Origin of the sequence: Lutibacter sp. (assembly GCF_013041805.1) — a bacterium.
Lineage (GTDB): Bacteria > Bacteroidota > Bacteroidia > Flavobacteriales > Flavobacteriaceae > Lutibacter.
This window is the reverse complement of record NZ_JABDRI010000015.1, coordinates 1-23,760: the sequence shown is the minus strand read 5'-3', so window position 1 is coordinate 23,760 and position 23,760 is coordinate 1. Positions and strand designations below refer to the sequence as shown.

General features: G+C 34.2%; 34 protein-coding genes. 5 read left to right on the top strand and 29 right to left on the bottom strand.

The genetic code is table 11. The features are described 5' to 3' along the window. Positions 1-25: 25 nt before the first annotated feature. The 29 genes from rpsK to rpsL form a co-directional block, all read right to left on the bottom strand. Positions 26-409, bottom strand: coding sequence for a 30S ribosomal protein S11 (rpsK, locus tag HKP59_RS01520; RefSeq protein WP_291802841.1), 384 nt, complete (start codon positions 407-409; stop codon positions 26-28). Positions 410-420: 11 nt separating this feature from the next. Next, positions 421-795, bottom strand: a complete 375-nt coding sequence (gene rpsM, locus HKP59_RS01515; protein ID WP_291802838.1) for a 30S ribosomal protein S13 — start codon at positions 793-795, stop codon at positions 421-423. Between the two features lie 2 nt (positions 796-797). Then, complete coding sequence (gene ykgO / locus HKP59_RS01510; RefSeq protein ID WP_081932050.1) at positions 798-914, bottom strand: type B 50S ribosomal protein L36; 117 nt, start codon at positions 912-914, stop codon at positions 798-800. A gap of 10 nt (positions 915-924) precedes the next feature. After that, a complete protein-coding gene (gene infA, locus HKP59_RS01505) occupies positions 925-1,140 on the bottom strand; it encodes a translation initiation factor IF-1 (protein WP_028887454.1) in 216 nt (71 codons plus the stop codon). Between the two features lies 1 nt (position 1,141). Then, positions 1,142-2,476 carry a preprotein translocase subunit SecY gene (secY, locus tag HKP59_RS01500; protein ID WP_291802832.1) on the bottom strand — a complete coding sequence of 445 codons (1,335 nt, stop codon included), beginning with the start codon at positions 2,474-2,476 and terminating at the stop codon, positions 1,142-1,144. 12 nt (positions 2,477-2,488) lie between these two features. Then, positions 2,489-2,941, bottom strand: coding sequence for a 50S ribosomal protein L15 (gene rplO, locus HKP59_RS01495; protein WP_291802831.1), 453 nt, complete (start codon positions 2,939-2,941; stop codon positions 2,489-2,491). Positions 2,942-2,954: 13 nt separating this feature from the next. After that, entirely contained in the window at positions 2,955-3,137 is a 183-nt protein-coding gene (gene rpmD / locus HKP59_RS01490; RefSeq protein WP_291802830.1) for a 50S ribosomal protein L30, read from the bottom strand. 11 nt (positions 3,138-3,148) lie between these two features. Then, complete coding sequence (gene rpsE, locus HKP59_RS01485; RefSeq protein ID WP_291802829.1) at positions 3,149-3,673, bottom strand: 30S ribosomal protein S5; 525 nt, start codon at positions 3,671-3,673, stop codon at positions 3,149-3,151. 6 nt (positions 3,674-3,679) lie between these two features. After that, positions 3,680-4,033, bottom strand: a complete 354-nt coding sequence (gene rplR, locus HKP59_RS01480) for a 50S ribosomal protein L18 (RefSeq protein WP_291802827.1) — start codon at positions 4,031-4,033, stop codon at positions 3,680-3,682. 13 nt (positions 4,034-4,046) lie between these two features. Further along, positions 4,047-4,592 carry a 50S ribosomal protein L6 gene (gene rplF, locus HKP59_RS01475; protein ID WP_291802825.1) on the bottom strand — a complete coding sequence of 182 codons (546 nt, stop codon included), beginning with the start codon at positions 4,590-4,592 and terminating at the stop codon, positions 4,047-4,049. Between the two features lie 17 nt (positions 4,593-4,609). After that, positions 4,610-5,008, bottom strand: coding sequence for a 30S ribosomal protein S8 (gene rpsH / locus HKP59_RS01470; protein WP_291802823.1), 399 nt, complete (start codon positions 5,006-5,008; stop codon positions 4,610-4,612). A gap of 62 nt (positions 5,009-5,070) precedes the next feature. Then, positions 5,071-5,340, bottom strand: coding sequence for a 30S ribosomal protein S14 (rpsN, locus tag HKP59_RS01465; protein ID WP_291802821.1), 270 nt, complete (start codon positions 5,338-5,340; stop codon positions 5,071-5,073). Between the two features lie 3 nt (positions 5,341-5,343). Continuing rightward, positions 5,344-5,895, bottom strand: a complete 552-nt coding sequence (gene rplE / locus HKP59_RS01460) for a 50S ribosomal protein L5 (protein ID WP_291802819.1) — start codon at positions 5,893-5,895, stop codon at positions 5,344-5,346. A 2-nt stretch (positions 5,896-5,897) separates the two neighbouring features. Further along, on the bottom strand, positions 5,898-6,203 hold the full coding sequence (rplX, locus tag HKP59_RS01455) for a 50S ribosomal protein L24 (RefSeq protein WP_291802817.1): 306 nt from the start codon (positions 6,201-6,203) through the stop codon (positions 5,898-5,900). A gap of 15 nt (positions 6,204-6,218) precedes the next feature. Further along, a complete protein-coding gene (gene rplN / locus HKP59_RS01450) occupies positions 6,219-6,590 on the bottom strand; it encodes a 50S ribosomal protein L14 (RefSeq protein ID WP_291802815.1) in 372 nt (123 codons plus the stop codon). Positions 6,591-6,592: 2 nt separating this feature from the next. Beyond that, a complete protein-coding gene (gene rpsQ / locus HKP59_RS01445) occupies positions 6,593-6,850 on the bottom strand; it encodes a 30S ribosomal protein S17 (protein WP_089378507.1) in 258 nt (85 codons plus the stop codon). Positions 6,851-6,865: 15 nt separating this feature from the next. After that, a complete protein-coding gene (gene rpmC / locus HKP59_RS01440; protein WP_291802809.1) occupies positions 6,866-7,057 on the bottom strand; it encodes a 50S ribosomal protein L29 in 192 nt (63 codons plus the stop codon). A gap of 15 nt (positions 7,058-7,072) precedes the next feature. Further along, on the bottom strand, positions 7,073-7,501 hold the full coding sequence (gene rplP, locus HKP59_RS01435; RefSeq protein ID WP_291802807.1) for a 50S ribosomal protein L16: 429 nt from the start codon (positions 7,499-7,501) through the stop codon (positions 7,073-7,075). A gap of 23 nt (positions 7,502-7,524) precedes the next feature. Next, positions 7,525-8,253 (bottom strand): 30S ribosomal protein S3, encoded by a 729-nt coding sequence (gene rpsC / locus HKP59_RS01430; protein ID WP_291802805.1) that lies wholly within the window; start codon positions 8,251-8,253, stop codon positions 7,525-7,527. 6 nt (positions 8,254-8,259) lie between these two features. Then, positions 8,260-8,670, bottom strand: a complete 411-nt coding sequence (gene rplV, locus HKP59_RS01425) for a 50S ribosomal protein L22 (protein WP_291802804.1) — start codon at positions 8,668-8,670, stop codon at positions 8,260-8,262. A gap of 9 nt (positions 8,671-8,679) precedes the next feature. Next, positions 8,680-8,958 (bottom strand): 30S ribosomal protein S19, encoded by a 279-nt coding sequence (rpsS, locus tag HKP59_RS01420; RefSeq protein ID WP_291802803.1) that lies wholly within the window; start codon positions 8,956-8,958, stop codon positions 8,680-8,682. 7 nt (positions 8,959-8,965) lie between these two features. Beyond that, positions 8,966-9,790, bottom strand: a complete 825-nt coding sequence (gene rplB, locus HKP59_RS01415; RefSeq protein ID WP_291802801.1) for a 50S ribosomal protein L2 — start codon at positions 9,788-9,790, stop codon at positions 8,966-8,968. Between the two features lie 6 nt (positions 9,791-9,796). Continuing rightward, complete coding sequence (rplW, locus tag HKP59_RS01410) at positions 9,797-10,087, bottom strand: 50S ribosomal protein L23 (RefSeq protein WP_291802800.1); 291 nt, start codon at positions 10,085-10,087, stop codon at positions 9,797-9,799. An 11-nt stretch (positions 10,088-10,098) separates the two neighbouring features. Beyond that, on the bottom strand, positions 10,099-10,728 hold the full coding sequence (gene rplD, locus HKP59_RS01405) for a 50S ribosomal protein L4 (protein WP_291802798.1): 630 nt from the start codon (positions 10,726-10,728) through the stop codon (positions 10,099-10,101). Further along, positions 10,728-11,345 (bottom strand): 50S ribosomal protein L3, encoded by a 618-nt coding sequence (rplC, locus tag HKP59_RS01400; protein WP_291802797.1) that lies wholly within the window; start codon positions 11,343-11,345, stop codon positions 10,728-10,730. The genes rplD and rplC overlap by 1 nt, the downstream gene beginning before the upstream one ends. 151 nt (positions 11,346-11,496) lie before the next feature. Then, positions 11,497-11,802 carry a 30S ribosomal protein S10 gene (rpsJ, locus tag HKP59_RS01395; RefSeq protein ID WP_070237956.1) on the bottom strand — a complete coding sequence of 102 codons (306 nt, stop codon included), beginning with the start codon at positions 11,800-11,802 and terminating at the stop codon, positions 11,497-11,499. Positions 11,803-11,819: 17 nt separating this feature from the next. After that, positions 11,820-13,910 carry an elongation factor G gene (gene fusA, locus HKP59_RS01390; RefSeq protein ID WP_291802794.1) on the bottom strand — a complete coding sequence of 697 codons (2,091 nt, stop codon included), beginning with the start codon at positions 13,908-13,910 and terminating at the stop codon, positions 11,820-11,822. 12 nt (positions 13,911-13,922) lie between these two features. Beyond that, the gene (gene rpsG, locus HKP59_RS01385; protein WP_291802792.1) at positions 13,923-14,399 is read right to left on the bottom strand and encodes a 30S ribosomal protein S7; all 477 of its coding nucleotides are present in this window, start codon (positions 14,397-14,399) and stop codon (positions 13,923-13,925) included. A gap of 24 nt (positions 14,400-14,423) precedes the next feature. Next, positions 14,424-14,798, bottom strand: a complete 375-nt coding sequence (gene rpsL / locus HKP59_RS01380; RefSeq protein WP_068206887.1) for a 30S ribosomal protein S12 — start codon at positions 14,796-14,798, stop codon at positions 14,424-14,426. A 163-nt stretch (positions 14,799-14,961) separates the two neighbouring features. Between rpsL and HKP59_RS01375 the strand changes: the two genes are divergently transcribed. The 5 genes from HKP59_RS01375 to HKP59_RS01355 all read left to right on the top strand — a co-directional run. Beyond that, positions 14,962-16,641: a hypothetical protein gene (locus HKP59_RS01375; protein WP_291802791.1), complete on the top strand. Its 1,680-nt coding sequence runs from the start codon at positions 14,962-14,964 to the stop codon at positions 16,639-16,641. Positions 16,642-16,825: 184 nt separating this feature from the next. Beyond that, on the top strand, positions 16,826-20,050 hold the full coding sequence (locus tag HKP59_RS01370; RefSeq protein ID WP_291802790.1) for a SusC/RagA family TonB-linked outer membrane protein: 3,225 nt from the start codon (positions 16,826-16,828) through the stop codon (positions 20,048-20,050). A 25-nt stretch (positions 20,051-20,075) separates the two neighbouring features. Continuing rightward, on the top strand, positions 20,076-21,791 hold the full coding sequence (locus HKP59_RS01365) for a SusD/RagB family nutrient-binding outer membrane lipoprotein (RefSeq protein ID WP_291802789.1): 1,716 nt from the start codon (positions 20,076-20,078) through the stop codon (positions 21,789-21,791). 14 nt (positions 21,792-21,805) lie between these two features. After that, the gene (locus tag HKP59_RS01360; protein ID WP_291802788.1) at positions 21,806-22,720 is read left to right on the top strand and encodes a hypothetical protein; all 915 of its coding nucleotides are present in this window, start codon (positions 21,806-21,808) and stop codon (positions 22,718-22,720) included. A gap of 243 nt (positions 22,721-22,963) precedes the next feature. Beyond that, on the top strand, positions 22,964-23,760 hold a 797-nt coding region (locus tag HKP59_RS01355), incomplete at its 3' end, for a TonB-dependent receptor plug domain-containing protein (RefSeq protein ID WP_291802786.1).

The window sequence follows — 23,760 nt, the reverse complement described above, 5'->3', positions numbered from 1 at the left end:
TTCCTATCTGTTAAAAATTAATTAATTATACTCTTCTTCTCTTTGGTGGTCTACAACCATTATGCGGTGCAGGTGTAACATCGATAATTTCAGAAACTTCTATTCCTAAATTATGGATTGATCTAATTGCTGATTCTCTTCCGTTACCTGGCCCTTTTACATACACTTTTACTTTTCTCATACCAGCTTCATGCGCTATTTTTGCACAATCTTCAGCAGCCAATTGAGCTGCATATGGTGTGTTCTTTTTAGAACCTCTAAAACCCATTTTTCCAGCTGATGACCATGAAATTACGTCACCTTTCTTATTAGTTAATGAGATAATAATATTGTTGAATGAAGCAGTGATATGAGCTTCACCAACAGTCTCAACAATAACTTTACGTTTTTTAGTACTTGCTTTCGCCATAATCTTAGTTATTATTTAGTTGCTTTTTTCTTGTTAGCTACAGTTTTACGCTTACCTTTTCTGGTCCTAGAGTTATTCTTAGTTCTTTGACCTCTTAATGGCAATCCTGATCTGTGACGAATTCCTCTGTAACACCCAATGTCCATTAAACGCTTAATGTTTAACTGAGTTTCCGAACGCAATTCACCTTCAATAGTGTAATCACCTACTTGCTCTCTAATGTCGTGAATTTCTTCATCAGTCCAATCTTGAACTTTTGTACCTTCATCAACTTTTGCTGCAGCTAAAATTTCTTTAGCTCTGCTTTTTCCAATTCCAAAAATATAAGTTAATGCAATAACTCCTCTTTTATTTTTTGGAATATCAATACCTGCTATTCTTGCCATAATTATCCTTGTCTTTGTTTAAATCTAGGATTCTTTTTATTGATTACATATAATCTGCCTTTTCTACGCACAATCTTGCACTCGGCACTTCTCTTTTTTACTGATGTTCTAACTTTCATCGTTTATACTTTAATATCTGTAAGTAATTCTTGCTTTTGATAAATCGTATGGACTCATTTCTAACTTCACCTTATCACCTGGTAATAATTTAATATAATGCATACGCATTTTACCTGAAATATGTGCAGTTACAACATGTCCATTTTCCAACTCTACACGAAACATTGCATTTGACAATGCTTCCGTAATTGTCCCGTCTTGCTGTATTGCTGGTTGTTTTGCCATATTATGCTACTGATTTTCGTTTAGTTCCTTTTTTCATTAAGCCATCATAATGACGATTCAATAAATGTGAATTAATCTGCTGAATAGTATCTATAGCTACTCCAACCATAATTAATAATGAAGTACCACCATAAAATAATGCCCACGATTGTGTTAATCCAAACTTAACCACTATTGCTGGTAAAATAGCTACTAATGCTAAAAATATAGATCCCGGAAATGTAATTAACGACAATACTCGATCTAATAATTCACCCGTATCTTTTCCAGGTCTAATACCTGGTATAAATCCACCACTTCTTTTTAAATCATCAGCCATTTTGTTCGTAGGAATCGTAATTGCAGTATAAAAATAACTAAATACTATAATTAAGAATGCAAATAACAAATTATACCACAAACCAAACATATTTGAAAACTCAATTCCAATTGATTTAATTGTATTATTATCAGAGTTAGCCATTAATGCAGGCGCAAACATAATAGCTTGAGCAAATATAATAGGCATAACCCCTGATGAATTTAACTTTAAAGGTATGTAATCTCTTGAACCCGCAACATTTTTAATATTACCAGCAACCGTTTTACGAGCATATTGTACTGCAATTCTACGAACAGCCGTCACTAAATAAACACATACTAATATTACTAAAAACCATACGATAACTTCAAGTAGGATCATTATCAAACCACCATTAGATGCAGTAACTTTTGAAACCACTTCTTGTATAAAAGATGATGGGAAACGAGCAATAATACCAATCATTATCAATAATGAAATACCATTTCCAATTCCTTTATCTGTAATTTTTTCTCCTAACCACATTGCAAAAATAGTACCTGCTGTTAAAATCACCATAGATGACAACCAGAACATACTTCCGCTAATATAAAATGCTTCAGAAGGTATAAGTTGATAAATATTAGTAATATATGCAGGACCTTGAACCATTGTAATAGCAATAGTTAGCCAACGAGTTATTTGATTGATCTTCTTTCTACCACTTTCACCATCCTTTTGAAGCTTTTGTAAATAAGGAACAGCAATTCCCATTAACTGAACAACAATAGAGGCTGAGATATAAGGCATTATACCTAATGCAACAATAGAGGCTTGCGCAAACGCACCTCCTGTAAACATATCTAATAATCCAAGAATTCCTCCACCACTTGTTTGATTTTTAAGTGCTGCTTGAGCAACAGTAATATCAATTCCTGGCAGCGGCACTTGAGCAGCTAAACGATAAATTGCCATAAATCCAAGTGTCAAAAGAATCTTATTTCTAAGTTCCTCTATACTCCAAATGTCTTTAATGGTTTGAATAAATTTTTTCATTATAGCTAAGTATTATAACATTTCAGCTGAGCCTCCAGCTTTTTCAATTGCTGCTTTTGCAGTTGCAGTAAATTTATGAACTTTCACATTTAATTTTGCTGTTAGCTCACCACTTCCTAATATTTTCACTAGGTCATTTTTACGTGCTAATCTATTCTCAACTAATATATCAAATGTTACTGTATCCGAAATTTTCTTATTATCAACAAGTTCTTGTAATTTATGTAAGTTTACACCAACATATTCTTTACGATTAATATTTGTGAAACCAAATTTAGGAACACGACGTTGTAAAGGCATTTGACCACCTTCAAAACCAACTTTTCGTGAATATCCTGAACGAGATTTAGCACCTTTATGACCTCTTGTTGCTGTGCCACCTTTACCAGAACCTTGTCCTCTACCTACACGTTTTCCTTGTGTTTTAACCGATCCCTTTGCAGGTTGTAAGTTATTTAATGTCATCTCTTATAAAATATTATTTAATTTCCTCAACAGAAACTAAGTGTGAAACAGTATCTACCATTCCTAAAATAGCAGGAGTAGCATCATGTTCAACAACTTGATTAATCTTTCTTAAACCAAGAGCCTCAAGAGTTCTTTTCTGATTTTGAGGACGTCTAATTTTACTTTTTACTTGTGTTACTTTTATTTTTGCCATCGCCATCCCTTTTATCCGTTAAAAACTTTTTCTAAAGAAATACCTCTTTCCTTAGCAATCATACTTGCACTACGCAATTGTAATAAAGCATCAAAAGTAGCTTTTACAACATTGTGTGGGTTTGAAGATCCTTGAGATTTTGAAAGTACGTCATGTACACCAACAGACTCTAGTACGGCACGCACAGCACCACCAGCTATAACTCCGGTACCATGTGAAGCTGGCTTCAAGAATACTCTTGCTCCACCAAACTTACCCTTTTGTTCATGTGGTAATGTTTGTTTAATAATTGGTATTCTAACCAAATTTTTCTTTGCATCTTCGATTGCTTTTGCAATAGCAGATGCAACATCCTTAGACTTTCCTAGTCCTTGTCCAACAACACCATTTCCATCTCCAACTACAACAATAGCTGAAAAACCAAATGCTCTACCCCCTTTTGTTACTTTAGTAACTCTTTGTACACCAACTAAGTGATCCTGTAGTTCTAACCCGCTAGGCTTAACTCTTTCTACGTTTTTGTATTTGTGATACATAATATATTAAAATTTTAAACCTGCTTCTCTTGCAGCGTCTGCTAGAGCTTTAACTCTACCGTGATATAAAAATCCATTTCTATCAAAAGCAACTGTTTCAATACCAGCACTCTTTGCTTTTTCTGCGATAGTTTTACCTACTGCTTTTGCAACGTCTGATTTTGAACCTGCTGTTTCTATTTCTTTATTTCTAGATGAAACCGATACTAAAGTAGCACCAGAATTGTCATCTACTAATTGAGCATAAATTTCTTTGTTGCTTCTAAATACCGATAATCTCGGTTTAGTAGCGGTACCAAAAATAACCTTTCTGATTCTATGCTTAATTCTTTGCCTTCTTTGAAGCTTTGATAATGCCATAATACTTTACTTATTATGCAGATTTTCCTGCTTTTCTTCTTAATATTTCTCCTACAAATTTAACTCCTTTTCCTTTGTATGGTTCAGGTTTACGGAAAGAACGAATCTTAGCCGCAACAGCACCAACCAATTGTTTATCAAATGAAGTTAATTTTACTCTTGGATTTTTCCCTTTTTCTGATACAGCTTCTACTTTAACTTCAGGAGCAATATCTAAAACAATATTATGCGAAAAACCTAAAGCTAAATCTAAAACTTGCCCTTGGTTACTTGCTCTATATCCTACACCTACAAGTTCTAATTCTTTAGTCCATCCTTCAGCAACACCAAAAATCATATTGTTTAGTAAAGATCTGTACAAACCATGTTTTGCTCTGTGTGTTTTACTATCTGATGGGCGCTCTACAATAACTTTCCCTTCTTCAACTTTTACTGTAATACCGTCTGTTATTTCCTGAGTTAACTCTCCCAACTTACCTTTTACAGTTACAACATTCTCTTTAATATCGAGAGTAATACCTGCTGGTAAAGTAATTGGGTTATTTCCTATTCTTGACATCTCTACTTAGTTCTTTATTAATATACGTAACATAAAACCTCACCACCTACGTGCTCCTGAGTAGCTTTTTTACCAGTCATCACACCATGAGATGTTGAAACTATCGCTATTCCTAATCCGTTCAATACACGAGGCATTTCATTTGCACCAACATATCTACGAACACCAGGTGTACTTACACGTTGTAATTTTTTAATAACAGAAGCTTTCGTCGCTTTGTCATATTTCAAAGCTATCTTAATTGTACCTTGAAAACTTGTGTCTTCAAATTTGTAGCTTAGTATATAACCTTGATCAAATAAAATCTTGGTTATTTCTTTCTTTACCTTAGATGCTGGAACTTCAACAACTCTATGGCCCGCCATAATAGCGTTTCTAACTCGAGTTAGATAATCTGCAATTGGATCTGTAATCATTTTTATTAATTTGCGGTTAGGGTTTTCAATTTTACAAATGAACCTATAACCAATTTATAATTTTACCAGCTAGCTTTTCTAACTCCCGGTATTAAACCTTGATTTGCCATTTCACGAAATGTAACACGTGAGATTCCAAATTGTCTCATATAACCTTTTGGTCTACCAGTTAATTTACAACGGTTGTGTAAACGAATAGGTGATGCATTTTTTGGTAACTTTTGCAATGCTTCATAATCTCCAGCTTCTTTTAAAGCCTTTCTTTTCTCAGCATATTTAGCAACTACTTTTTGTCTCTTAACCTCACGGGCTTTCATTGATTCTTTAGCCATTCCTTAATTCTTTTTAAATGGTAAACCTAGTTCACTCAATAATGATTTTGCTTCTTTATCAGTGTTTGCAGATGTTACAAAAGTAATATCCATTCCACTAATTTTATTTACTTTATCAATATCTATTTCTGGATAGATTATTTGCTCAGTAATACCTAAATTATAATTTCCTCTACCATCAAAACCATTTGCTTTGATACCGTTAAAATCTCTTACACGAGGTAATGATGCAGTTACTAACCTATCTAAAAATTCATACATTTTAACCCCACGTAAAGTAACTTTCGCACCAATTGGCACACCTTTACGTAATTTAAATGCAGCAACATCCTTTTTTGATATTGTTGATACGGCTTTTTGACCTGAAATCATAGTCAATTCATCTACAGCATAATCAACTAATTTCTTATCAGCTACAGCAGCACCTACACCTTTACTAATTACAATTTTCTGTAATCTAGGAACTTGCATTACATTTTTGTAACTAAATTCTTCAGTAAGAGCCTTAATTACTCTAGTCTTATACTCTTCTTTAAGTCTTGGTATATAACTCATAACTAAATTGCTTTATCAGTTTTTTTAGAAACTCTAATTTTCTTATCAGCCTCCATTTTATAACCAACCTTTGTTACTTCTCCATTTTCAAGTAACATTAAGTTTGAAATATGTATAGAAGCTTCCTTTTTAACAATTCCTCCTTGAGGATTCTGTGCACTAGGTTTTGTATGTTTAGATATCATATTGACACCTTCAACAATAGCTCTATTTTTATTTGGAAAAATAGTGACTACCTTTCCTTCTTCACCCTTATGGTCTCCTGCCATAACTCGAACACTATCTCCTGATTTAATCTTTAACTTCATCGTATAAATAGTTTATTAAAGCACTTCAGGTGCTAATGATACAATTTTCATAAATTGTTTTTCACGAAGTTCTCTAGCAACAGGTCCAAATACACGTGTTCCTTTCATTTCACCAGAAGTAGCATCTAATAATACACAAGCATTATCATCAAATCTTATATAAGATCCGTCTTTTCTTCTGATTTCTTTCTTCGTTCTGACAACTACTGCTTTAGACACTTGTCCTTTTTTAACAGTTCCATTAGGTGTAGCATCTTTAATAGTTACTACAATTTTATCTCCAATAGAAGCATATCTCTTTTTGGTTCCTCCTAAAACTCGTATTACTAAAACTTCTTTAGCTCCAGTATTATCAGCTACTCGTAATCTTGATTCTGTTTGTAACATAATTATTTAGCTCTTTCTAGGATTTCTACTAACCTCCAACGTTTAGATTTACTCATTGGACGTGTTTCCATTATTCTAACAGTATCTCCAATATTGCAATCATTTGTCTCATCGTGTGCTACATACTTTTTTGTACTTAACACGAATTTTCCGTACATAGGGTGCTTCACCTTTTTAACTTCCGCAACAACAATAGACTTCTCCATTTTATTGCTAGAAACTACCCCTATTCTTTCTTTTCTAAGATTTCTTTTTTCCATCTTTACTGAATACAATTATTGTAAATCTCTTTTAGTTAATTCTGTAGCAACGCGTGCAACAGTTCTTCTAAGTGCTCTCAACTGCATTGGTGTTTCCAATGGTGAAATTGAATGAGCCAATTTTAGATCAGTATAACTCTTCTTTAAACTTCCAAGCTTCTCTTGCAACTCTTCTGTTGATAATCCTATAATTTCAGATTGTTTCATTTTCTTAATCGGTTATTAAGCGTTATCAAAATCTCTAGCTACAACAAGTTTAGTTTTAACAGGCAATTTTTGTGCTGCTAAACGCAAAGCTTCTTTTGCTACGTGAGCAGGAACTCCTCCTACCTCAAACATTATTCTACCAGGCTTAACTACGGCAACAAAATATTCTGGAGCACCTTTACCTTTACCCATACGTACTTCTAATGGTTTTTTGGTAATTGGTTTATCCGGAAATATTTTAATCCATAACTGGCCTTCTCTTTTCATATGACGAGTTGCTGCAATACGTGCCGCTTCGATTTGACGAGAAGTAAGTAAGTCTTGTTCTAAAGATTTTATCCCAAACATTCCATTTGAAAGCTGGTGTCCTCTTTGAGAATTCCCTGTCATGTTCCCTTTACCCTTCTGTACTTTACGATATTTAACTCTCTTTGGCTGTAACATTTTAAATTCTAAATTTTAAAAAATTATTTTCTTCTACGTGGCTGTGGTCTTTTTGAATTTCCACCTCTATCATTACCGCCTTTTCCTTGCTTTTTGGAAAGACCTACTAGTGGTGATAATTCTCTTTTACCATAAACCTCGCCTTTCATAATCCATACTTTTACGCCTAAACGTCCGTATGTAGTATGAGCTTCAACAAGTGCATAGTCAATATCAGCTCTAAAAGTAGATAGAGGAATTCTACCTTCTTTATAGTGTTCTGATCTTGCCATCTCAGCTCCATTTAATCTTCCTGAAATTTGAACTTTAATTCCTTCAGCATTCATTCGCATTGTAGCAGCAATAGCCATTTTTATTGCTCTACGGTATGAGATTCTATTCTCAATTTGACGAGCGATGCTAGCACCAACTAAACGTGCGTCTAATTCTGGACGTTTAATTTCAAAAATATTAATTTGCACTTCTTTACCTGTAATTTTCTTAAGCTCTTCTTTTAACTTGTCTACCTCTTGACCACCTTTCCCGATAATAATTCCAGGTCTAGCAGTAGTGATAGTAACGGTTACAAGTTTAAGTGTACGCTCTATAATTACAGTTGAAACACTTGCTTTTGATAATCGGGCATGAACATACCTTCTTATTTTATCATCTTCAGCAATTTTATCGCCGTAGTTTCTTCCTCCATACCAGTTAGAATCCCATCCTCTGATAATTCCTAAACGATTTCCTATTGGATTTGTTTTTTGTCCCATTTCTACTTATGATTGTTTGCTAACGTTTTTACTTCCTAAGATTAAAGTTACATGATTAGAACGTTTTCTAATACGATGTGCGCGCCCTTGAGGTGCTGGTCTTAATCTTTTTAACATTCCTGCGCTATCTACAAATATAGATTTAACAAATAAACCTGCATCTTCAATACTTGCGTCTTCATTTTTTGCTTGCCAATTTGCAATGGCACTCAATAATAATTTCTCAAGATTAATTGATGCTTCTTTAGAGTTAAACTTTAAGATTTGAAGTGCTTTTTCAACTTCAACACCTCTTACTAAATCTGCAACTAACCGCATTTTTCTCGGTGATGTAGGACAACCTGTAAGCTTAGCAAAAGCTATTTGCTTTTTCTCCTCTTTTATCTGCTGTGCTCTTAATTTTTTACGAACTCCCATGATTACCTACTATTTTTTTCCTTTGTTTTTTGCACCTGCGTGTCCTCTATAAGAACGCGTTGGCGAAAATTCTCCTAATTTATGCCCTACCATGTTTTCAGTTACATAAACTGGTACAAACTGACGACCATTGTGAACAGCAATTGTTTGACCAACAAAGTCAGGTGTAATCATAGAGGCTCTTGACCACGTTTTGATTACTGCCTTTTTACCTGAGTCTAAATTTGACTGAACTTTCTTATCTAGTTTACGAAAAACGTAAGGTCCTTTTTTTAATGAACGTGCCATATATCAATTATTTTTTTCTACGTTCTATAATATATTTATTACTCGCCTTAGTCTTAGATCTAGTTTTGAACCCTTTTGCAGGAATTCCATTCTTAGATCTTGGATGACCACCTGAAGATTTTCCTTCTCCACCACCCATTGGATGATCAACAGGATTCATTACTACAGGTCGTACTCTAGGTCTTCTTCCTAACCATCTAGATCTACCCGCTTTTCCTGAAACTAGTAATTGATGATCTGAATTAGATACAACTCCAATTACAGCACTGCATGTAACAAGAACTAATCTTGTTTCTCCAGATGGTAATTTTATTGTTGCGTATTTCCCCTCTCTTGCCATTAACTGAGCGAATGCACCAGCACTTCGAGCTAAAACAGCTCCTTGACCTGGGTGTAACTCAATACAAGAGATTGTAGTTCCTAAAGGTATTTCACTTAACAGCATCATATTTCCAACATCTGGAGTAGCTCCTTCACCTGAAATTAATTTCTGCCCTACCTTTAATCCATTTTGAGCAATTATATAACGCTTCTCACCATCTACATAAGATAATAAAGCGATAAACGCTGTACGATTTGGATCGTACTCTATAGATTTTACTGTTGCAGGAACACCACTTTTATCTCTTTTAAAATCGATAATACGGTATTTCTTTTTATGACCACCACCTAAATGGCGCATTGTCATTTTTCCACTGTTGTTTCGACCTCCAGACCTTTTTTTCGAAGCTAATAAACTTTTCTCCGGCTTATCAGTAGTAATGGTGTCGAACCCATTCACTACTCTAAAACGCTGACCTGGTGTTACTGGTTTTAATTTTCTAACTGACATTTTTTATTATATATTGCTATAAAAATCAATACTCTCTCCTTCTGCTAACTGAACTATTGCTTTTTTATAAGCTCCTTTCATTGCTTGCACCATTCCACTTTTAGTGAATTTAGTATTGCGCTGAACTGGATAATTCATAGTTCTAACACTTTCAATTTCAACACCATAAGCCTTGGCTACAGCATTTTTAATCTCAAGCTTGTTAGCTTTTTTATTCACAACAAAGGCATAACGATTAAATAATTCGCTATCGTTTGTTGCTTTTTCCGTAATAATAGGTTTAATTAAAATATTCATTACTCTGATACCTATTTACTTAAGTTAGACTCAATTCCTTCCAAAGATCCTTCCGAAAGAAATATTTTATTTACATTCAACAACTCGTAAGTGCTTAATCCAGTGTTAGTTACGATTTTAGCTCTTTTTAAATTGCGCGATGACAAATATACATTATTATTTGACTCAGCCAACACAAATAACGATTTTTTGTTTTCGATACCAAAGGCCTCTAAAACAGCTGTAAAGTTTTTTGTTTTTGGAGATTCAAAATTAAAGTCTTCAACAACTATAATATTTTCATCTTTTGCTTGAATACTTAATGCAGATTTACGTGCTAATCTTTTTAAATTTTTATTTAATTTAAAAGAGTGATCTTGTGGTCTAGGGCCAAAAATACGTCCTCCACCTCTGAATACACCAGATTTGATACTACCAGCACGTGCAGTACCAGTACCTTTTTGCTTCTTAATTTTTCTAGTACTACCAGAAATTTCAGCACGTTCTTTAGCTTTGCTAGTTCCCTGTCTCTTATTAGCCAAAAACTGTTTTACATCTAAGTAAACAGCATGATTATTTGGCTCAATTCCAAATACAGCATCAGAAAGTTCAACTGTTCTCCCTGTATCTTTTCCTTGTATGTCTAAAACTGATACTTTCATTATTTCTGAATAATTACATAAGCGTTTTTATGGCCAGGAACTGCTCCCTTAACCACAAGTAGATTCTTTTCAGCAACCACTTTTAAAACTCTTAAATTTTGAACTGTTACTTTTTTTCCTCCCATTCTTCCAGCCATTCGCATTCCTTTGAATACTCTAGCAGGATAAGATGCGGCTCCAATTGACCCCGGTGCTCTTAAACGATTATGTTGACCGTGAGTAGCTTGACCTACACCCGCAAAACCATGACGTTTTACAACACCCTGAAATCCTTTACCTTTTGAAGTTGCTGATACATCAACAAATTCACCTTCCGCAAACAACTCAACTGTAAGTTGATCACCTAAATTGTACTCCTCATCAAAACTTTGAAACTCAACGACTTTTCTTTTGGCAGTTGTTCCGGCCTTTTTAAAGTGACCATCTAAAGCTTTATTAGAGCTTTTTGCCTTTTTGTCATCGAAACCAAGTTGAAGGGCTTTATACCCATCTACCTCTTCGGTTCTGACTTGGGTAACAACGCATGGACCTGCTTCGATTACTGTACAAGGAATATTCTTCCCGTTTTCATCAAATAAGCTGGTCATTCCGATTTTTCTTCCTATTAACCCAGACATTTAAATTAATTATTAATTGTTATTATTCTATTTTTATTACAAAAAAACAGGGTTGAAAATAATTCAACCCTGAATTTATTTTCTTTTCGTTTTTCCTTCGTCAACCGCTCCGGACATGTTATTGAAAGCCTCCTTTCAACATTTAAAGTACTTATACTTTAATTTCTACCTCAACTCCACTTGGTAATTCTAACTTCATTAAAGCATCAATAGTTTTTGATGATGAACTATAGATATCTAATAATCTTTTGTAAGAACTCAATTGGAATTGCTCTCTAGATTTTTTGTTTACGTGTGGTGAACGTAAAACTGTGAAAATCTTTTTATGAGTAGGTAAAGGAATTGGTCCGTTTACAACTGCTCCCGTGTTTTTTACCGTTTTAACTATTTTTTCAGCAGATTTATCTACTAAATTGTAATCGTACGATTTTAATTTTATTCTAATTTTTTGACTCATCGTTTATAATTTAGAGATTAACCCTTTACTTTTTCTATTACTTCTTCAGCAACGTTATTAGGACATTGAGCATAGTGTGCAAACTCCATAGATGAAGTAGCTCTACCAGATGACAATGTTCTTAACGTTGTAACATAACCAAACATTTCAGATAACGGAACAGTTGCTTTTACAACTTTAGCTCCAGATCTATCATCCATCGCATTTACTTGTCCTCTTCTACGATTTAAATCACCAACAATATCACCCATATTTTCTTCAGGAGTAACAACTTCTAGCTTCATAATTGGTTCTAGAATCACAGCTTTTGCAGCTTTTGCAGCAGCTTTATAACCCATTTTTGCAGCTAACTCAAAAGATAGTTGATCAGAATCCACTGCGTGGAAAGAACCATCGTATAAAGTGATTTTCATACTATCCATTTCGTAACCAGCTAAAGGTCCATTTTTCATTGCGGATACAAAGCCTTTTTCAATAGAAGGAATAAATTCCTTAGGTACATTACCACCTTTAATTTCATTCACAAAAGTTAATCCTGCTTTTCCTTCTTCAGCTGGCTCCATAATAAACTTGATATCAGCAAATTTACCACGTCCACCTGATTGCTTCTTATAAACTTCACGATGATCAGCTTTCGCAGTAATCGCTTCTTTATATTCAACTTGTGGCTGACCTTCGTTAACCTCTACTTTAAATTCACGCTTTAAACGATCAACTAAAATCTCAAGGTGCAATTCACCCATTCCTGAAATAATAGTTTGACCAGAAGCCTCATCTGTTTTAACCACAAATGTTGGATCTTCTTCAGCTAATTTTGATAATGCCATTCCTAACTTGTCAACATCAGCTTTCGTTTTAGGCTCTACAGCTATACCAATTACTGGATCAGGGAAAGACATTGATTCTAAAATAATTGGGCTTTTAAGATCAGACATTGTATCTCCGGTTTTAATATCTTTAAAACCTACTGCCGCTCCAATATCACCAGCCTCAATTCTTGAAATTGGCTCTTGTTTATTAGAGTGCATTTGATATATTCTTGAAATACGCTCTTTTTTACCCGAACGAACATTTAACACATATGAACCTGCATCTAAAAATCCAGAATAAACTCTAAAAAATGCTAACCTACCTACAAAAGGATCAGTTGCAATTTTAAAAGCTAATGCTGAGAAAGGCTCAGATACATTCGGCTTTCTAAAGGCTGGTTCTCCAGAATCTGGATCAGTTCCTTCAATTGCTTCAATATCTAATGGAGATGGTAAATATCTCATTACCGCATCTAACATTGTTTGAACACCTTTATTTTTAAAAGCTGAACCACACATCATTGGGATAATAGACATATCAATAGTTGCAGCACGTAATGCAGCAATTATTTCATCTTCAGTAATTGAATCCTCATCCTCAAAGAATTTTTCTAACAATTCTTCATCATATTCAGCAACTGCTTCTACTAATTCAGCACGACGAGTATTCACTTCATCAGCTAATTCTGCAGGAATTTCAATTTCTTCATAAGTCATCCCTTTATCTTCTTCATTCCAAATAATTGCTTTCTTTGAAATTAAGTCAACAACTCCTCTAAATTCATCTTCATCTCCAATTGGAACTTGCAAAGGAACTGGGTTTCCTCCTAACATTTCTTTAACCTGAGTACACACATTAAAGAAATCTGAACCTTGACGGTCCATTTTATTTACAAAACCAAGTCTTGGTACTTTGTACTTATCAGCTTGTCTCCAAACAGTTTCTGATTGAGGCTCAACACCATCAACAGCACTAAATAAAGCAACCATACCATCTAATACACGTAGAGAACGCTCTACCTCAACGGTAAAATCAACGTGACCTGGAGTATCAATAATATTAACTACATACTTTTGCCCTCTGTAAGGCCATTCACAATGAGTAGCGGCAGAAGTAATTGTAATACCTCTTTCTTGCTCTTGCTCCATCCAGTCCATTGTTGCGGCACCATCGTGCACCTCACCAATTTTATGTGAAACACCTGTATAATAAAGGATACGCTCTGTACATGTTGTCTTACCAGCATCAATATGAGCAGCAATTCCTATGTTTCTTGTATATTTTAAATCTCTTGCCATTTCTAACTATAATTAAAATCTTAGGTGAGAGAATGCTTTATTAGCATCAGCCATTTTATGAACATCAATTCTTTTCTTAACTGCAGCTCCTTCTTCTTTAGCAGCAGCTAACACCTCAGCAGCTAAACGCTGAGCCATTGATTTTTCGTTTCTTTTTCTTGAATAAGAAATTAACCATTTAATTGCAATAGACACCTTACGGTCTGGTCTAATTTGTGATGGAATTTGAAATGTTGCTCCTCCAACTCTTCGGCTACGAACCTCAACCTGTGGCATTACATTACTCAATGCATCTTTCCAAATTTCTAATGCTGATTTTTCTTCATCTTGTTTTTTCTGATCTACAATGTCTAACGCATCGTAAAATACTTTAAAAGCTACTGATTTCTTACCCGCCCACATTAAGTTGTTCACAAAACGCGTAACTAACTGATCGTTAAATTTTGGATCTGGTAAAAGCACTCTTTTTTTCGCTGCTCTTTTTCTCATGTCTTTACATTAAAGTTTTTAAAATTACTTTTTAGGTGCTTTTGTACCATATTTAGAGCGGCGTTGTGTTCTTCCATCAACACCTGCAGTATCTAATGCTCCACGAACAATATGATACCTAACTCCTGGTAAATCTTTAACCCTTCCACCTCTAACTAATACTATCGAGTGCTCTTGTAAATTATGTCCTTCTCCAGGAATGTATGCATTTACTTCATTACCATTTGTTAATCTTACCCTTGCAACTTTACGCATTGCAGAGTTAGGTTTTTTAGGTGTTGTAGTATAAACACGTGTACATACCCCTCTTCTTTGAGGACATGAATTTAAAGCAGCCGATTTACTCTTCTTAGTTATTTTGGTTCTTCCTTTTCGTACTAATTGCGAAATTGTTGGCATACTAAAATCTTCTTATTTATTACTTTTTAATTGTTTAGCTCTTTTCAAAGAGTTTGCAAATGTACAAATATTTTTCTCTTTTTCAAATATGATTATATTTTATTTTTTAAATGATTTTTACAACATATATATCTCGTATATTGACAACCGAAATTAGAGCGTTTTGAAAACAGTTTTTAAGCACATTTTCTTTCTGTTATTATCTATAACTTCTTTGACATCAATCTATGCTCAAAGTTATACCTTGAATATACGTGCAAATGATTCAATCAATTCTAGTATTCTTGAATCTTTAAACTATGTGGAAAAGCATCATGCAAAGGAAAATATTATAAACGAGATTGATATATTTTCAAAAAAACTAGCACTTAAAGGATATATTAATAACAGTTATTCATTATCTCAAAATGACACCATTTTTAATTGTGAATTTCATTTAAACAATAAGATTGATAACGTATTAATTTATTACCAACGCAATTCTATAAAGGATAAACTTTTAAAGAAGATAAGCACAACTTATAATGATACTGTTTTTGAAATACAAACAGATAGAATTGAATTCGTACTAAATACCTTAGTCAATCATTTCGAAAATACTGGAGCGTCATTTTCAAATGCCTCATTGGTTCATTTAAAACAACACGATAATAACATAATTGCCGAGTTAGACTTGAATATCTCACCTAAAAGAATAATCAACCAAATAGTTATTAAAGGCTATGATCAATTTCCTAAAAAATACATCAAACACCATCTTGGCTTAAAAAGAAAATCGATATTTAATTTGAACACGATTAAAGCAGTACATGCATCTTTAAATACTATTCCTTTCATATCGCAACTAAAGAAACCTGAAGTATTATTTACAAAGGATTCAACATCACTATATATATATGTAGAAAAAAAAGCACTAAGCTCATTTGATGGGATTATTGGTTTTTCAAATCAACAAAATACAAATAAACTTGTTTTTAATGGTTTTTTAAATTTAAACTTAAACAACTTATTTGACAAAGGAGAATCTTTTGGTTTAAATTGGAAAAATAATGGTGATGATACAGAAACTTTACATCTAAAAATTGAAAATCCATATTTGTTTAATACAAAGTTTAGCACATTAGGCGAATTCTCAATTTTAAAACAAGACTCCTCCTTTGTAAATACCAAATCACTTTTACAAGTTAATTTCAATCTAAATAAGAGCAATAGTATCAATACAATTTACAGTAATGAAAAATCAAATACAACTTCAAATGCTAACACACTTTTAAATATTTCTGAGTTTAAAAGCACTTTTATTGGACTTTCATTCAATCATAAATTGTTGAGCAGTTCCAAAAACACAGATCAACACCTAAATTTTGAATACCTGCGAGGAGAAAGAATAAATAACTCAACTAAAAACAATCAAGAAAAAATAAAGCTTTCTGCCGAGTACCTTTTTGAATTAAATCAAAAACAATCTATTCTATTGAAAAACAAAAGCGAATTGCTTATGGGTAAAAACTTATTTCAAAATGAACTCTATAGAATTGGCGGAGTAAATACAATAAGAGGTTTTGATGAGCAAAGTATTTTCACTTCAAAATATTCAATTACTAATATTGAATATCAGTACTATACTAATAAAGAAACCTTTCTTTATTCCATAACCGATATGGCAGTGATTCAAGATGAAATATTTAATAAAACATCATTGCTATTCGGTGTTGGACTTGGCTATTCAATTGCATCAACAAATAGTGTTTTAAATATAAGCTATGCCATTGGAAAAAATGAAGGCACCTCTTTCAATGTTAAAAATTCAAGAATACATGTTAAAATAACTTTTCCGTTTTAAGTACCCAAAACGATTTAAAACCCTAAAAGCAGCTACTAAGAGTGTAAAATCTATCTATTTATACAAAATATAAAATATGCTATTTTAACATATTTTAACATAAGTTAACTATTTTTTAACAAAATATTTGGATTATAGCAAATAATACCAGATTTTTACCGCAATTAATTCAAATAATTATATAATGAGAACAAAATTTGATGGTTTTTTAACGCTACTATTAGCGTTAGTCGTGCAAATTACATTTGCACAAGAAAAAACTGTTACAGGGAAAATTTCCGATGCAAGCGGACCTTTACCTGGAGTAACAGTTGTAGTAAAGGGTACTAGTGTAGGTACTCAATCAGATTTCGATGGAAATTATTCAATTAAAGCAAATACAGGAGCTGTGCTTCAGTATAGTTTTATGGGTATGCAATCCGTTGAAAAAACAGTAGGAGCTTCTAGCGTAATAGATGTTGTTATGACAGAAGACGCACAAGCCCTAGAAGAAGTTGTAGTAACTGGGCTTGGTATTAAAAGAGAAAAGCAGGCCTTAGGTTATGCTGTTTCAAATGTAAGCTCTGAAGATATTCAAGAAAAATCTGAAGGAGATATTGCTCGTGTATTAAACGGGAAAGCATCTGGTGTGAAAATCCAGCAACAAAGTGGTATGTCAGGATCTGGTACAAGTATCATTATTCGTGGTATGAACTCTTTTAGTGGTAGTAACCAACCGTTATTTATTGTTGATGGTGTGCCATTTAGTAGTGATACAAATGCTCAAGGTGATTTCGTAGATGGTAACAATGGTTCTAGTCGTTTCTTAGATCTTGATCCAAACAACATTGAAAGTGTAAACGTATTAAAAGGTCTTGCTGCAGCAACACTTTATGGAACACAAGGAAGAAATGGTGTGGTTTTAATCACAACTAAATCTGGTTCTGCAAAAGGTGGTGGTGCTAAAAAGACCGAAATAACTGTACAAAGTTCACTGTTTGCGAACGAAATAGCTTCAATGCCAAACTACCAAGATGAATTTGGTGGTGGTTTTGACCAAGCTTTTGGTTGGTTCTTTAGTAACTGGGGGCCTTCTTTTGAGCAAGGTGGTCCTGCAGGTTGGGGTAATGATGCTTCATTTGATGAAAATGGTACATTAGCACATCCATTCTCTACAGCAGGAGCAGCTACAGGAATTCCTGCAGCATTTCCAGAATTTGCTGGTGCACGTTATGACTGGAAACCTTATAATAGTGTTCAAGATTTCTTTAGAACAGGGGTTATTAAAAGTAATAGTGTAAACGTTCGTGGCGCATCATCTGATGGTGATATTGCTTATAACGTAAACTATGGTAGTTTAGATGACCAAGGTTTTACGCCTGGTAACCATTTATCTCGTAACACGTTTAGTGTTGGGGGAAACGCAAAACTTTCTAACAAGTTTACGGTAAATGGAACCATGAATTATACCAATACTAACTTCAAAACACCTCCTGTAGCTGCAAGTTACGGTAGTAATGTTAGTGGGGAAAACGCTTCTATTTTTGGAAACTTATTTTACACACCTCGAAGTGTTGATTTAATGGGCTTACCTTACCAAAATCCAGTAACTGGAGAATCTGTTTACTACAGACAAGACAACAGTATTCAGCACCCACTATGGACAGTAAATAATGCTGGTAACGAACAAAGAACTCACAGAGTATTTGGTGGTTTATCTTTATTATATGAATTGAACGACAATCTTAACTTAACGTATAGATATGGATTTGACGTTTATAGTGAGAACAACGTAAACTACTCTCAAAAAGGTGGTAAAACAGGTAGTGTTGCCAACCAATCTGGTGTATACCAAACTTGGAATAACACTAATACTATTGATGACCACAACTTTACCATTAATGGTAACTATGATATCAATGATGATTTAGATATTTCATTCTCTGTTGGAGCAACTTCAAGACGTGATGTATATGATAGAAATGGTGTAGGAAGTACAGGACAACAAGTTTTTGGCGTATTAAGACATTTTAACTTCGCGGTACAAGATGAAATTCAATATTTTGAAGAAAGAAATATTCTTGGAGCTTATGCACAAGCAGAAGTTGGTTACCAAGACTACTTATATTTAACGTTAGCGGGTCGTAATGACTGGGTATCAAATCTATCTGCTGAGAACAGATCTATTGGGTATCCATCAGCAAGTGTCTCTTTCTTACCTTCTAAAATCATAGAAGCCCTTAGAGAAAACAACACGGTAAACTACTTAAAACTTAGAGCAGGTTACGGTACTTCTGCAAACTTCCCAACGGGATATCCTATTGCAGCCACGTTAAACCTAGATACTCAAGATTTTCAAGATGCTGAAGGTGTGGATGTAGTAACAAATACAACCGGTAGCTTATTAGGAAATCCTGATCTAAAACCAGAACGTATTGATGAAATTGAATTTGGTATTGAAACAAGAATGTTCAATAACAGATTAACGCTTGATGCATCATTGTATTCAAGAAAAACAAAAGACTTAATTGTTGCTAGACCTTTGGATCCATCAACAGGATTTACTTCAACTCAAACAAATGTTGGGGAAGTTAAAAATGATGGTATTGAAATTGATGCAACCTACGATTGGTTTAAAAATGATAGTGATGGATTCAATTGGAGTACAAATTTAAACTGGACTACCAATGAAGCAATTGTTACAGATTTAGGTTTAGATACAGATATTGTTGTGTATGCTGGTTTTTCCAACTTAGGGAATGCTGCCATTAAAGGTGAATCATTAAATACTATTATTGGTACTGCTATACAACGTGATGATAATGGAAACTTATTGGTGAACGCTGCTGGTAACTATGTATTTGAAAATGGAAATAATATTATTGGAGATGCAAATCCCGATTTTATGTTAAACGTTGCGAACTCATTATCTTACAAAAATTTCTCACTAAGTTTCTTATTTAGCTGGACTGAAGGAGGAGATATGTATTCAATGACCCCTGCTACTTTATTAGGTAGAGGTGTTATTAATGGTGAAGGTGTTGATAGAACTAATTCATTTATCCTGCCAGGTATTCAACAATCAACTGGAGAAGCAAACACTGTACAAATTTCAAATGCAGGTTATTATTTTGATAACGTGCTTTACGGACCAGATGAAATGTTAATTTACGATGCTACTGTATATCGTTTACAAGAATTATCTTTAAGCTATAGACTTCCATCATCTGCTTTAGACAAAACTCCTTTCGGTTCTTTAAGCATTACCTTTACAGGAAATAACTTATGGTTCCTTGCTCCTAACATGCCTAAAAATTCAAACTTCGATCCAAACGTAGCTGGATTAGGTGTAGGTAATGGTTCAGGTTTTGAATATTTAAATGGACCAAGTGCAAGAAGATATGGTGTAAGTATCAAAGCTTCTTTCTAAATTAATTAAATAAAGAATTTATATTATGAAAAAAATATCAAAATTATTAAAGCTTATGTTATTTTGCGGAGTCCTAGTTTTAGGCTCGTGTGAAACAACTGAGTTGGATATTACTCAAAATCCAAATGCACTTTCGCCAGAGCAAGCTAATCCGGATTTCTTCATGAATTCAATTCAAGAAGACTTTGCGAGGTTTGTTGAAACCTTTGGTAGAAGAGGTGCAGAATTGACACGTATTGACTATATGGCTGGTAGAGATTATACTAGTGCCTATTCACCTGCCGGTTTTGACGGCGTATGGACAACTGCTTATCAAAGTATGATGCAGGATATTAAAGTTATGAACACGTTATCTGTAGACTCTGGATTAAACTACCACGTTGGTATGGGGCAAGTTTTTCAAGCTTATACTATGATGACCTTAGTAGACTTTTTTGGTGATGTACCTTATACCGAAGCTTTAGCAGGTGCTGACAACTTAAATCCAACTGCCGATTCAGGAGCTAGTATTTATGCTGCAGCAATTGCATTACTTGATGAAGCAATTGCTAATTTTAGTGCAGATGCCTTAGCAGAACCTGAAATAGATTTCTATTATGATGGAGACTGGGATAAATGGATAAAAGTAGCAAATACGCTTAAAATGAAAGCATATATGACTACAAGACTAGTTGATGGAAGTGCAGTTAGCAGTTTCAATGCTATTGTTGCTTCAGGTGACTATATTAGCTCAAATTCTGACAACTTCGAGTTTACTTGGGGAAAGAATGAAGTGCAACCAGATACACGTCATCCTAGATATTCTGGAAGTTATACGCCAACAGGTGGAGACGACTATATGTCAAACTCTCTAATGGATTATATGACTGGAAAAAATGAAGGAGCATACTCTGACCCTTTAAACTTTGACATTCGTACATTATACTATTTCTATAGACAAGTAAGTGCAACACCGGGACAAGGTGGTGCTCCAACAAACCAAGAAGCATTAGATTGTAGTGCAGCTTTTGCTCCTGTACATTATGTTCAAGGTGATTTCACTTATTGTGGTGTTGCTAAAGGATGGTGGGGTAGAGACCATGGAAACAACTCAGGTATTCCACCAGATGGATTCTTAAGAGCCTTAGCCGGAGTATATCCTGCTGGAGGTGCCTTAGATGATTTAACATATGAAGGTCAGGTTAACGGTGATGGTAATGGTGGTAATGGAATTACTCCTGTGATGCAGGCATCTTGGGTGAAATTTATGATTGCTGAAACTCAAATGATAAGTGGTGCTACTGGTGATGCAAAAACCTCCATATTTGAAGGAATTGATTTATCAATTGATAAAGTAACAAATTTTACAGCTAAATCAGAACGATTCAACTGGATATTTGGAACATTTGATGGTGGACCAGCTTTAGCTTTAGAATCTGATTATATCGACTGGTTTAAAATGGACCTTGAAGCTGATTGGGATAGCGGAAGCAATGAAGACAAAATGAACATTATGGCGATGCAGTATTTTGTAGCTACGTATGGTAACGGTATTGATGCTTACAACTTCTACAGAAGAACTGGGTATCCTACTACATTACAACCAAACTTAGAACCAAATCCAGGAACATTTATAAGATCATTCTTCTATCCTGCTAATTACGCCAATACAAATTCAAATGCGACACAAAAAAGCGGAATAGATGTTCAAGTATTTTGGGATACGAATCCTGCATCACCTGGATTCCCTGTTTCTAACTAAATAACACAAGAAAAATGAAAAAAATAATAAATAAACTTTTAATCTTTACATTAGTACTGTCGGCAACATTTAGTTGTTCAGACCCTGATAATGTAATATATACGGTTGAAGATGGCTACACATATGGAGCCTTCTTAAGAACACTATCTGTAGGTGCAAATTACAATTCGGCGAATATGAACAGTTCATTCAATGTATCTGTTGAAGCTCAAGATGAAAATTATGGGGGACTTCTAGAATCAATGGATGTATATGTATCTTTTATAGATAGACAAAATGACGGCGTTGACAATAACAAGGCAGATGCTCTTGTAAAATCAATAGGTGCTAGTGAATTTTCACCAAGTGCAGTTAACCAATTACCATCTATTTCAGTAACTGTTACTTTAGGTGAAGCTTTATCTACTTTAGGACTTCAAGAAGGTGAATTTACTGGTGGTGACATCATTACAATGAGACTGGAATTAAAAACAACTGATGGTAGAACATTTACCAATACACAATCTAGTGTGGGTGTACAATCAGCATATTATGCATCGCCTTATGCGTATAGTACGGTGATTCAATGCGCTCCATATCCAGGTGTTTGGACCATTAACATGAGAGATTCTTACGGTGATGGATGGCAAACCACAAACGGTGATGCTGGAGATCCAGTTGAAGTACAACTTAATGATGGTACTGTAATTGAATTTGGATTATGTAGTCCATATGATAGTAGTGCTTTCAATTGTACACCAAATGATGGTTCTTCTGGTTCTACAACAATTACAATTCCTGAAGGAACTCTTGAGGCACTATGGTACTTCCCTGGTGACTATTGGGGTGAAATAGAAATGGATATTATTGCTCCTGACGGAACATTAGTATATTCTATGGGCTCTGGTACTGCTGCTGGTTATTTACCAGTTGCACTTTGTGCTCCTTAAAATAACTAATTTAAAATTTATAAAGAGGTTACCTTTTTAGGTAACCTTTTTGTTTTTTAAATAAAATTGTGAATTCAACGCAACCATGTTGCAATCTATTCATCTAAGAGTGTAAGTCTTTTAAGAATATTTTAAGAGTTTAATGTAAATAATTAAGAAAATTTTAAGACTTTAACGAAATAAATTTGGAAATCTTACAAATAGGTGAGATTTTAGCAAAAAATTAATTCAAATAATTATATAATGAAAACAAAGTTTAATGGTTTATTAACGCTACTTTTAGCGTTATTAGTGCAAATATCCTTTGCACAGGAAAAAACGATTTCAGGTACTGTTTCTGATGAAACAGGTCCATTACCTGGAGTAAATGTTATTGTTAAAGGTACTTCGAATGGTACACAAACAGATTTCGACGGTAAATTTACCATAAGTGCGAGCAATGGAGATATAGTTGTCTTTAGCTACGTTGGTATGACTACTCAAGAAGTTACGGTTGGTGCTTCCAGTACTATGAATGTAACAATGGTAGGCTCCAACCTACTTGAAGAAGTTGTTGTTGTAGGATATGGAACAACAACTAAAAAATCATTCACTGGAACAGCAAGTGTTGTTAATAGTGAAAACATCGATGCAAAGGCAGTTTCAAACGTTGCGCAAGCATTAATCGGTGAATCATCAGGTGTTTCAGTTACGAGAACAGATGGTAGACCTGGATCAGGTGCTACGATACGAATTAGAGGTTTTAGTTCAATTGAAGGTAATAGTGCTCCTTTATATGTGGTTGATGGAGTTCCTTTTTCTGGAGATATAAATGCTATTAACCCTAATGACATCGCATCAACAACAATCTTAAAAGATGCATCTGCAACAGCTATTTATGGTTCTAGAGGTGCGAATGGTGTAGTGTTAATAACAACAAAAAGAGGTAAAGCAGGTAAAAGTACTGTAGAATTTGATTTTCAAACTTCTGTTAACAGTAGAACCTTACCAAATTACGATCTTATAAACAATGAAGAAGAGTATATGAGCCTCGTATACGA

What these genes read in the sequence shown, in the direction of transcription:
- rpsK (WP_291802841.1), bottom strand. Translation starts at nt 409, where the DNA reads ATGGCGAAAGCAAGTACTAAAAAACGTAAAGTTATTGTTGAGACTGTT.
- rpsM (WP_291802838.1), bottom strand. Translation starts at nt 795, where the DNA reads ATGGCAAGAATAGCAGGTATTGATATTCCAAAAAATAAAAGAGGAGTT.
- ykgO (WP_081932050.1), bottom strand. Translation starts at nt 914, where the DNA reads ATGAAAGTTAGAACATCAGTAAAAAAGAGAAGTGCCGAGTGCAAGATT.
- infA (WP_028887454.1), bottom strand. Translation starts at nt 1,140, where the DNA reads ATGGCAAAACAACCAGCAATACAGCAAGACGGGACAATTACGGAAGCA.
- secY (WP_291802832.1), bottom strand. Translation starts at nt 2,476, where the DNA reads ATGAAAAAATTTATTCAAACCATTAAAGACATTTGGAGTATAGAGGAA.
- rplO (WP_291802831.1), bottom strand. Translation starts at nt 2,941, where the DNA reads ATGACATTAAATAACTTACAACCTGCAAAGGGATCGGTTAAAACACAA.
- rpmD (WP_291802830.1), bottom strand. Translation starts at nt 3,137, where the DNA reads ATGGCAAAAATAAAAGTAACACAAGTAAAAAGTAAAATTAGACGTCCT.
- rpsE (WP_291802829.1), bottom strand. Translation starts at nt 3,673, where the DNA reads ATGTATCACAAATACAAAAACGTAGAAAGAGTTAAGCCTAGCGGGTTA.
- rplR (WP_291802827.1), bottom strand. Translation starts at nt 4,033, where the DNA reads ATGGCATTATCAAAGCTTCAAAGAAGGCAAAGAATTAAGCATAGAATC.
- rplF (WP_291802825.1), bottom strand. Translation starts at nt 4,592, where the DNA reads ATGTCAAGAATAGGAAATAACCCAATTACTTTACCAGCAGGTATTACT.
- rpsH (WP_291802823.1), bottom strand. Translation starts at nt 5,008, where the DNA reads ATGATTACAGATCCAATTGCAGATTATCTAACTCGAGTTAGAAACGCT.
- rpsN (WP_291802821.1), bottom strand. Translation starts at nt 5,340, where the DNA reads ATGGCTAAAGAATCAATGAAAGCCCGTGAGGTTAAGAGACAAAAAGTA.
- rplE (WP_291802819.1), bottom strand. Translation starts at nt 5,895, where the DNA reads ATGAGTTATATACCAAGACTTAAAGAAGAGTATAAGACTAGAGTAATT.
- rplX (WP_291802817.1), bottom strand. Translation starts at nt 6,203, where the DNA reads ATGAAGTTAAAGATTAAATCAGGAGATAGTGTTCGAGTTATGGCAGGA.
- rplN (WP_291802815.1), bottom strand. Translation starts at nt 6,590, where the DNA reads ATGTTACAAACAGAATCAAGATTACGAGTAGCTGATAATACTGGAGCT.
- rpsQ (WP_089378507.1), bottom strand. Translation starts at nt 6,850, where the DNA reads ATGGAAAAAAGAAATCTTAGAAAAGAAAGAATAGGGGTAGTTTCTAGC.
- rpmC (WP_291802809.1), bottom strand. Translation starts at nt 7,057, where the DNA reads ATGAAACAATCTGAAATTATAGGATTATCAACAGAAGAGTTGCAAGAG.
- rplP (WP_291802807.1), bottom strand. Translation starts at nt 7,501, where the DNA reads ATGTTACAGCCAAAGAGAGTTAAATATCGTAAAGTACAGAAGGGTAAA.
- rpsC (WP_291802805.1), bottom strand. Translation starts at nt 8,253, where the DNA reads ATGGGACAAAAAACAAATCCAATAGGAAATCGTTTAGGAATTATCAGA.
- rplV (WP_291802804.1), bottom strand. Translation starts at nt 8,670, where the DNA reads ATGGGAGTTCGTAAAAAATTAAGAGCACAGCAGATAAAAGAGGAGAAA.
- rpsS (WP_291802803.1), bottom strand. Translation starts at nt 8,958, where the DNA reads ATGGCACGTTCATTAAAAAAAGGACCTTACGTTTTTCGTAAACTAGAT.
- rplB (WP_291802801.1), bottom strand. Translation starts at nt 9,790, where the DNA reads ATGTCAGTTAGAAAATTAAAACCAGTAACACCAGGTCAGCGTTTTAGA.
- rplW (WP_291802800.1), bottom strand. Translation starts at nt 10,087, where the DNA reads ATGAATATTTTAATTAAACCTATTATTACGGAAAAAGCAACAAACGAT.
- rplD (WP_291802798.1), bottom strand. Translation starts at nt 10,728, where the DNA reads ATGAAAGTATCAGTTTTAGACATACAAGGAAAAGATACAGGGAGAACA.
- rplC (WP_291802797.1), bottom strand. Translation starts at nt 11,345, where the DNA reads ATGTCTGGGTTAATAGGAAGAAAAATCGGAATGACCAGCTTATTTGAT.
- rpsJ (WP_070237956.1), bottom strand. Translation starts at nt 11,802, where the DNA reads ATGAGTCAAAAAATTAGAATAAAATTAAAATCGTACGATTACAATTTA.
- fusA (WP_291802794.1), bottom strand. Translation starts at nt 13,910, where the DNA reads ATGGCAAGAGATTTAAAATATACAAGAAACATAGGAATTGCTGCTCAT.
- rpsG (WP_291802792.1), bottom strand. Translation starts at nt 14,399, where the DNA reads ATGAGAAAAAGAGCAGCGAAAAAAAGAGTGCTTTTACCAGATCCAAAA.
- rpsL (WP_068206887.1), bottom strand. Translation starts at nt 14,798, where the DNA reads ATGCCAACAATTTCGCAATTAGTACGAAAAGGAAGAACCAAAATAACT.
- HKP59_RS01370 (WP_291802790.1), top strand. Translation starts at nt 16,826, where the DNA reads ATGAGAACAAAATTTGATGGTTTTTTAACGCTACTATTAGCGTTAGTC.
- HKP59_RS01365 (WP_291802789.1), top strand. Translation starts at nt 20,076, where the DNA reads ATGAAAAAAATATCAAAATTATTAAAGCTTATGTTATTTTGCGGAGTC.
- HKP59_RS01360 (WP_291802788.1), top strand. Translation starts at nt 21,806, where the DNA reads ATGAAAAAAATAATAAATAAACTTTTAATCTTTACATTAGTACTGTCG.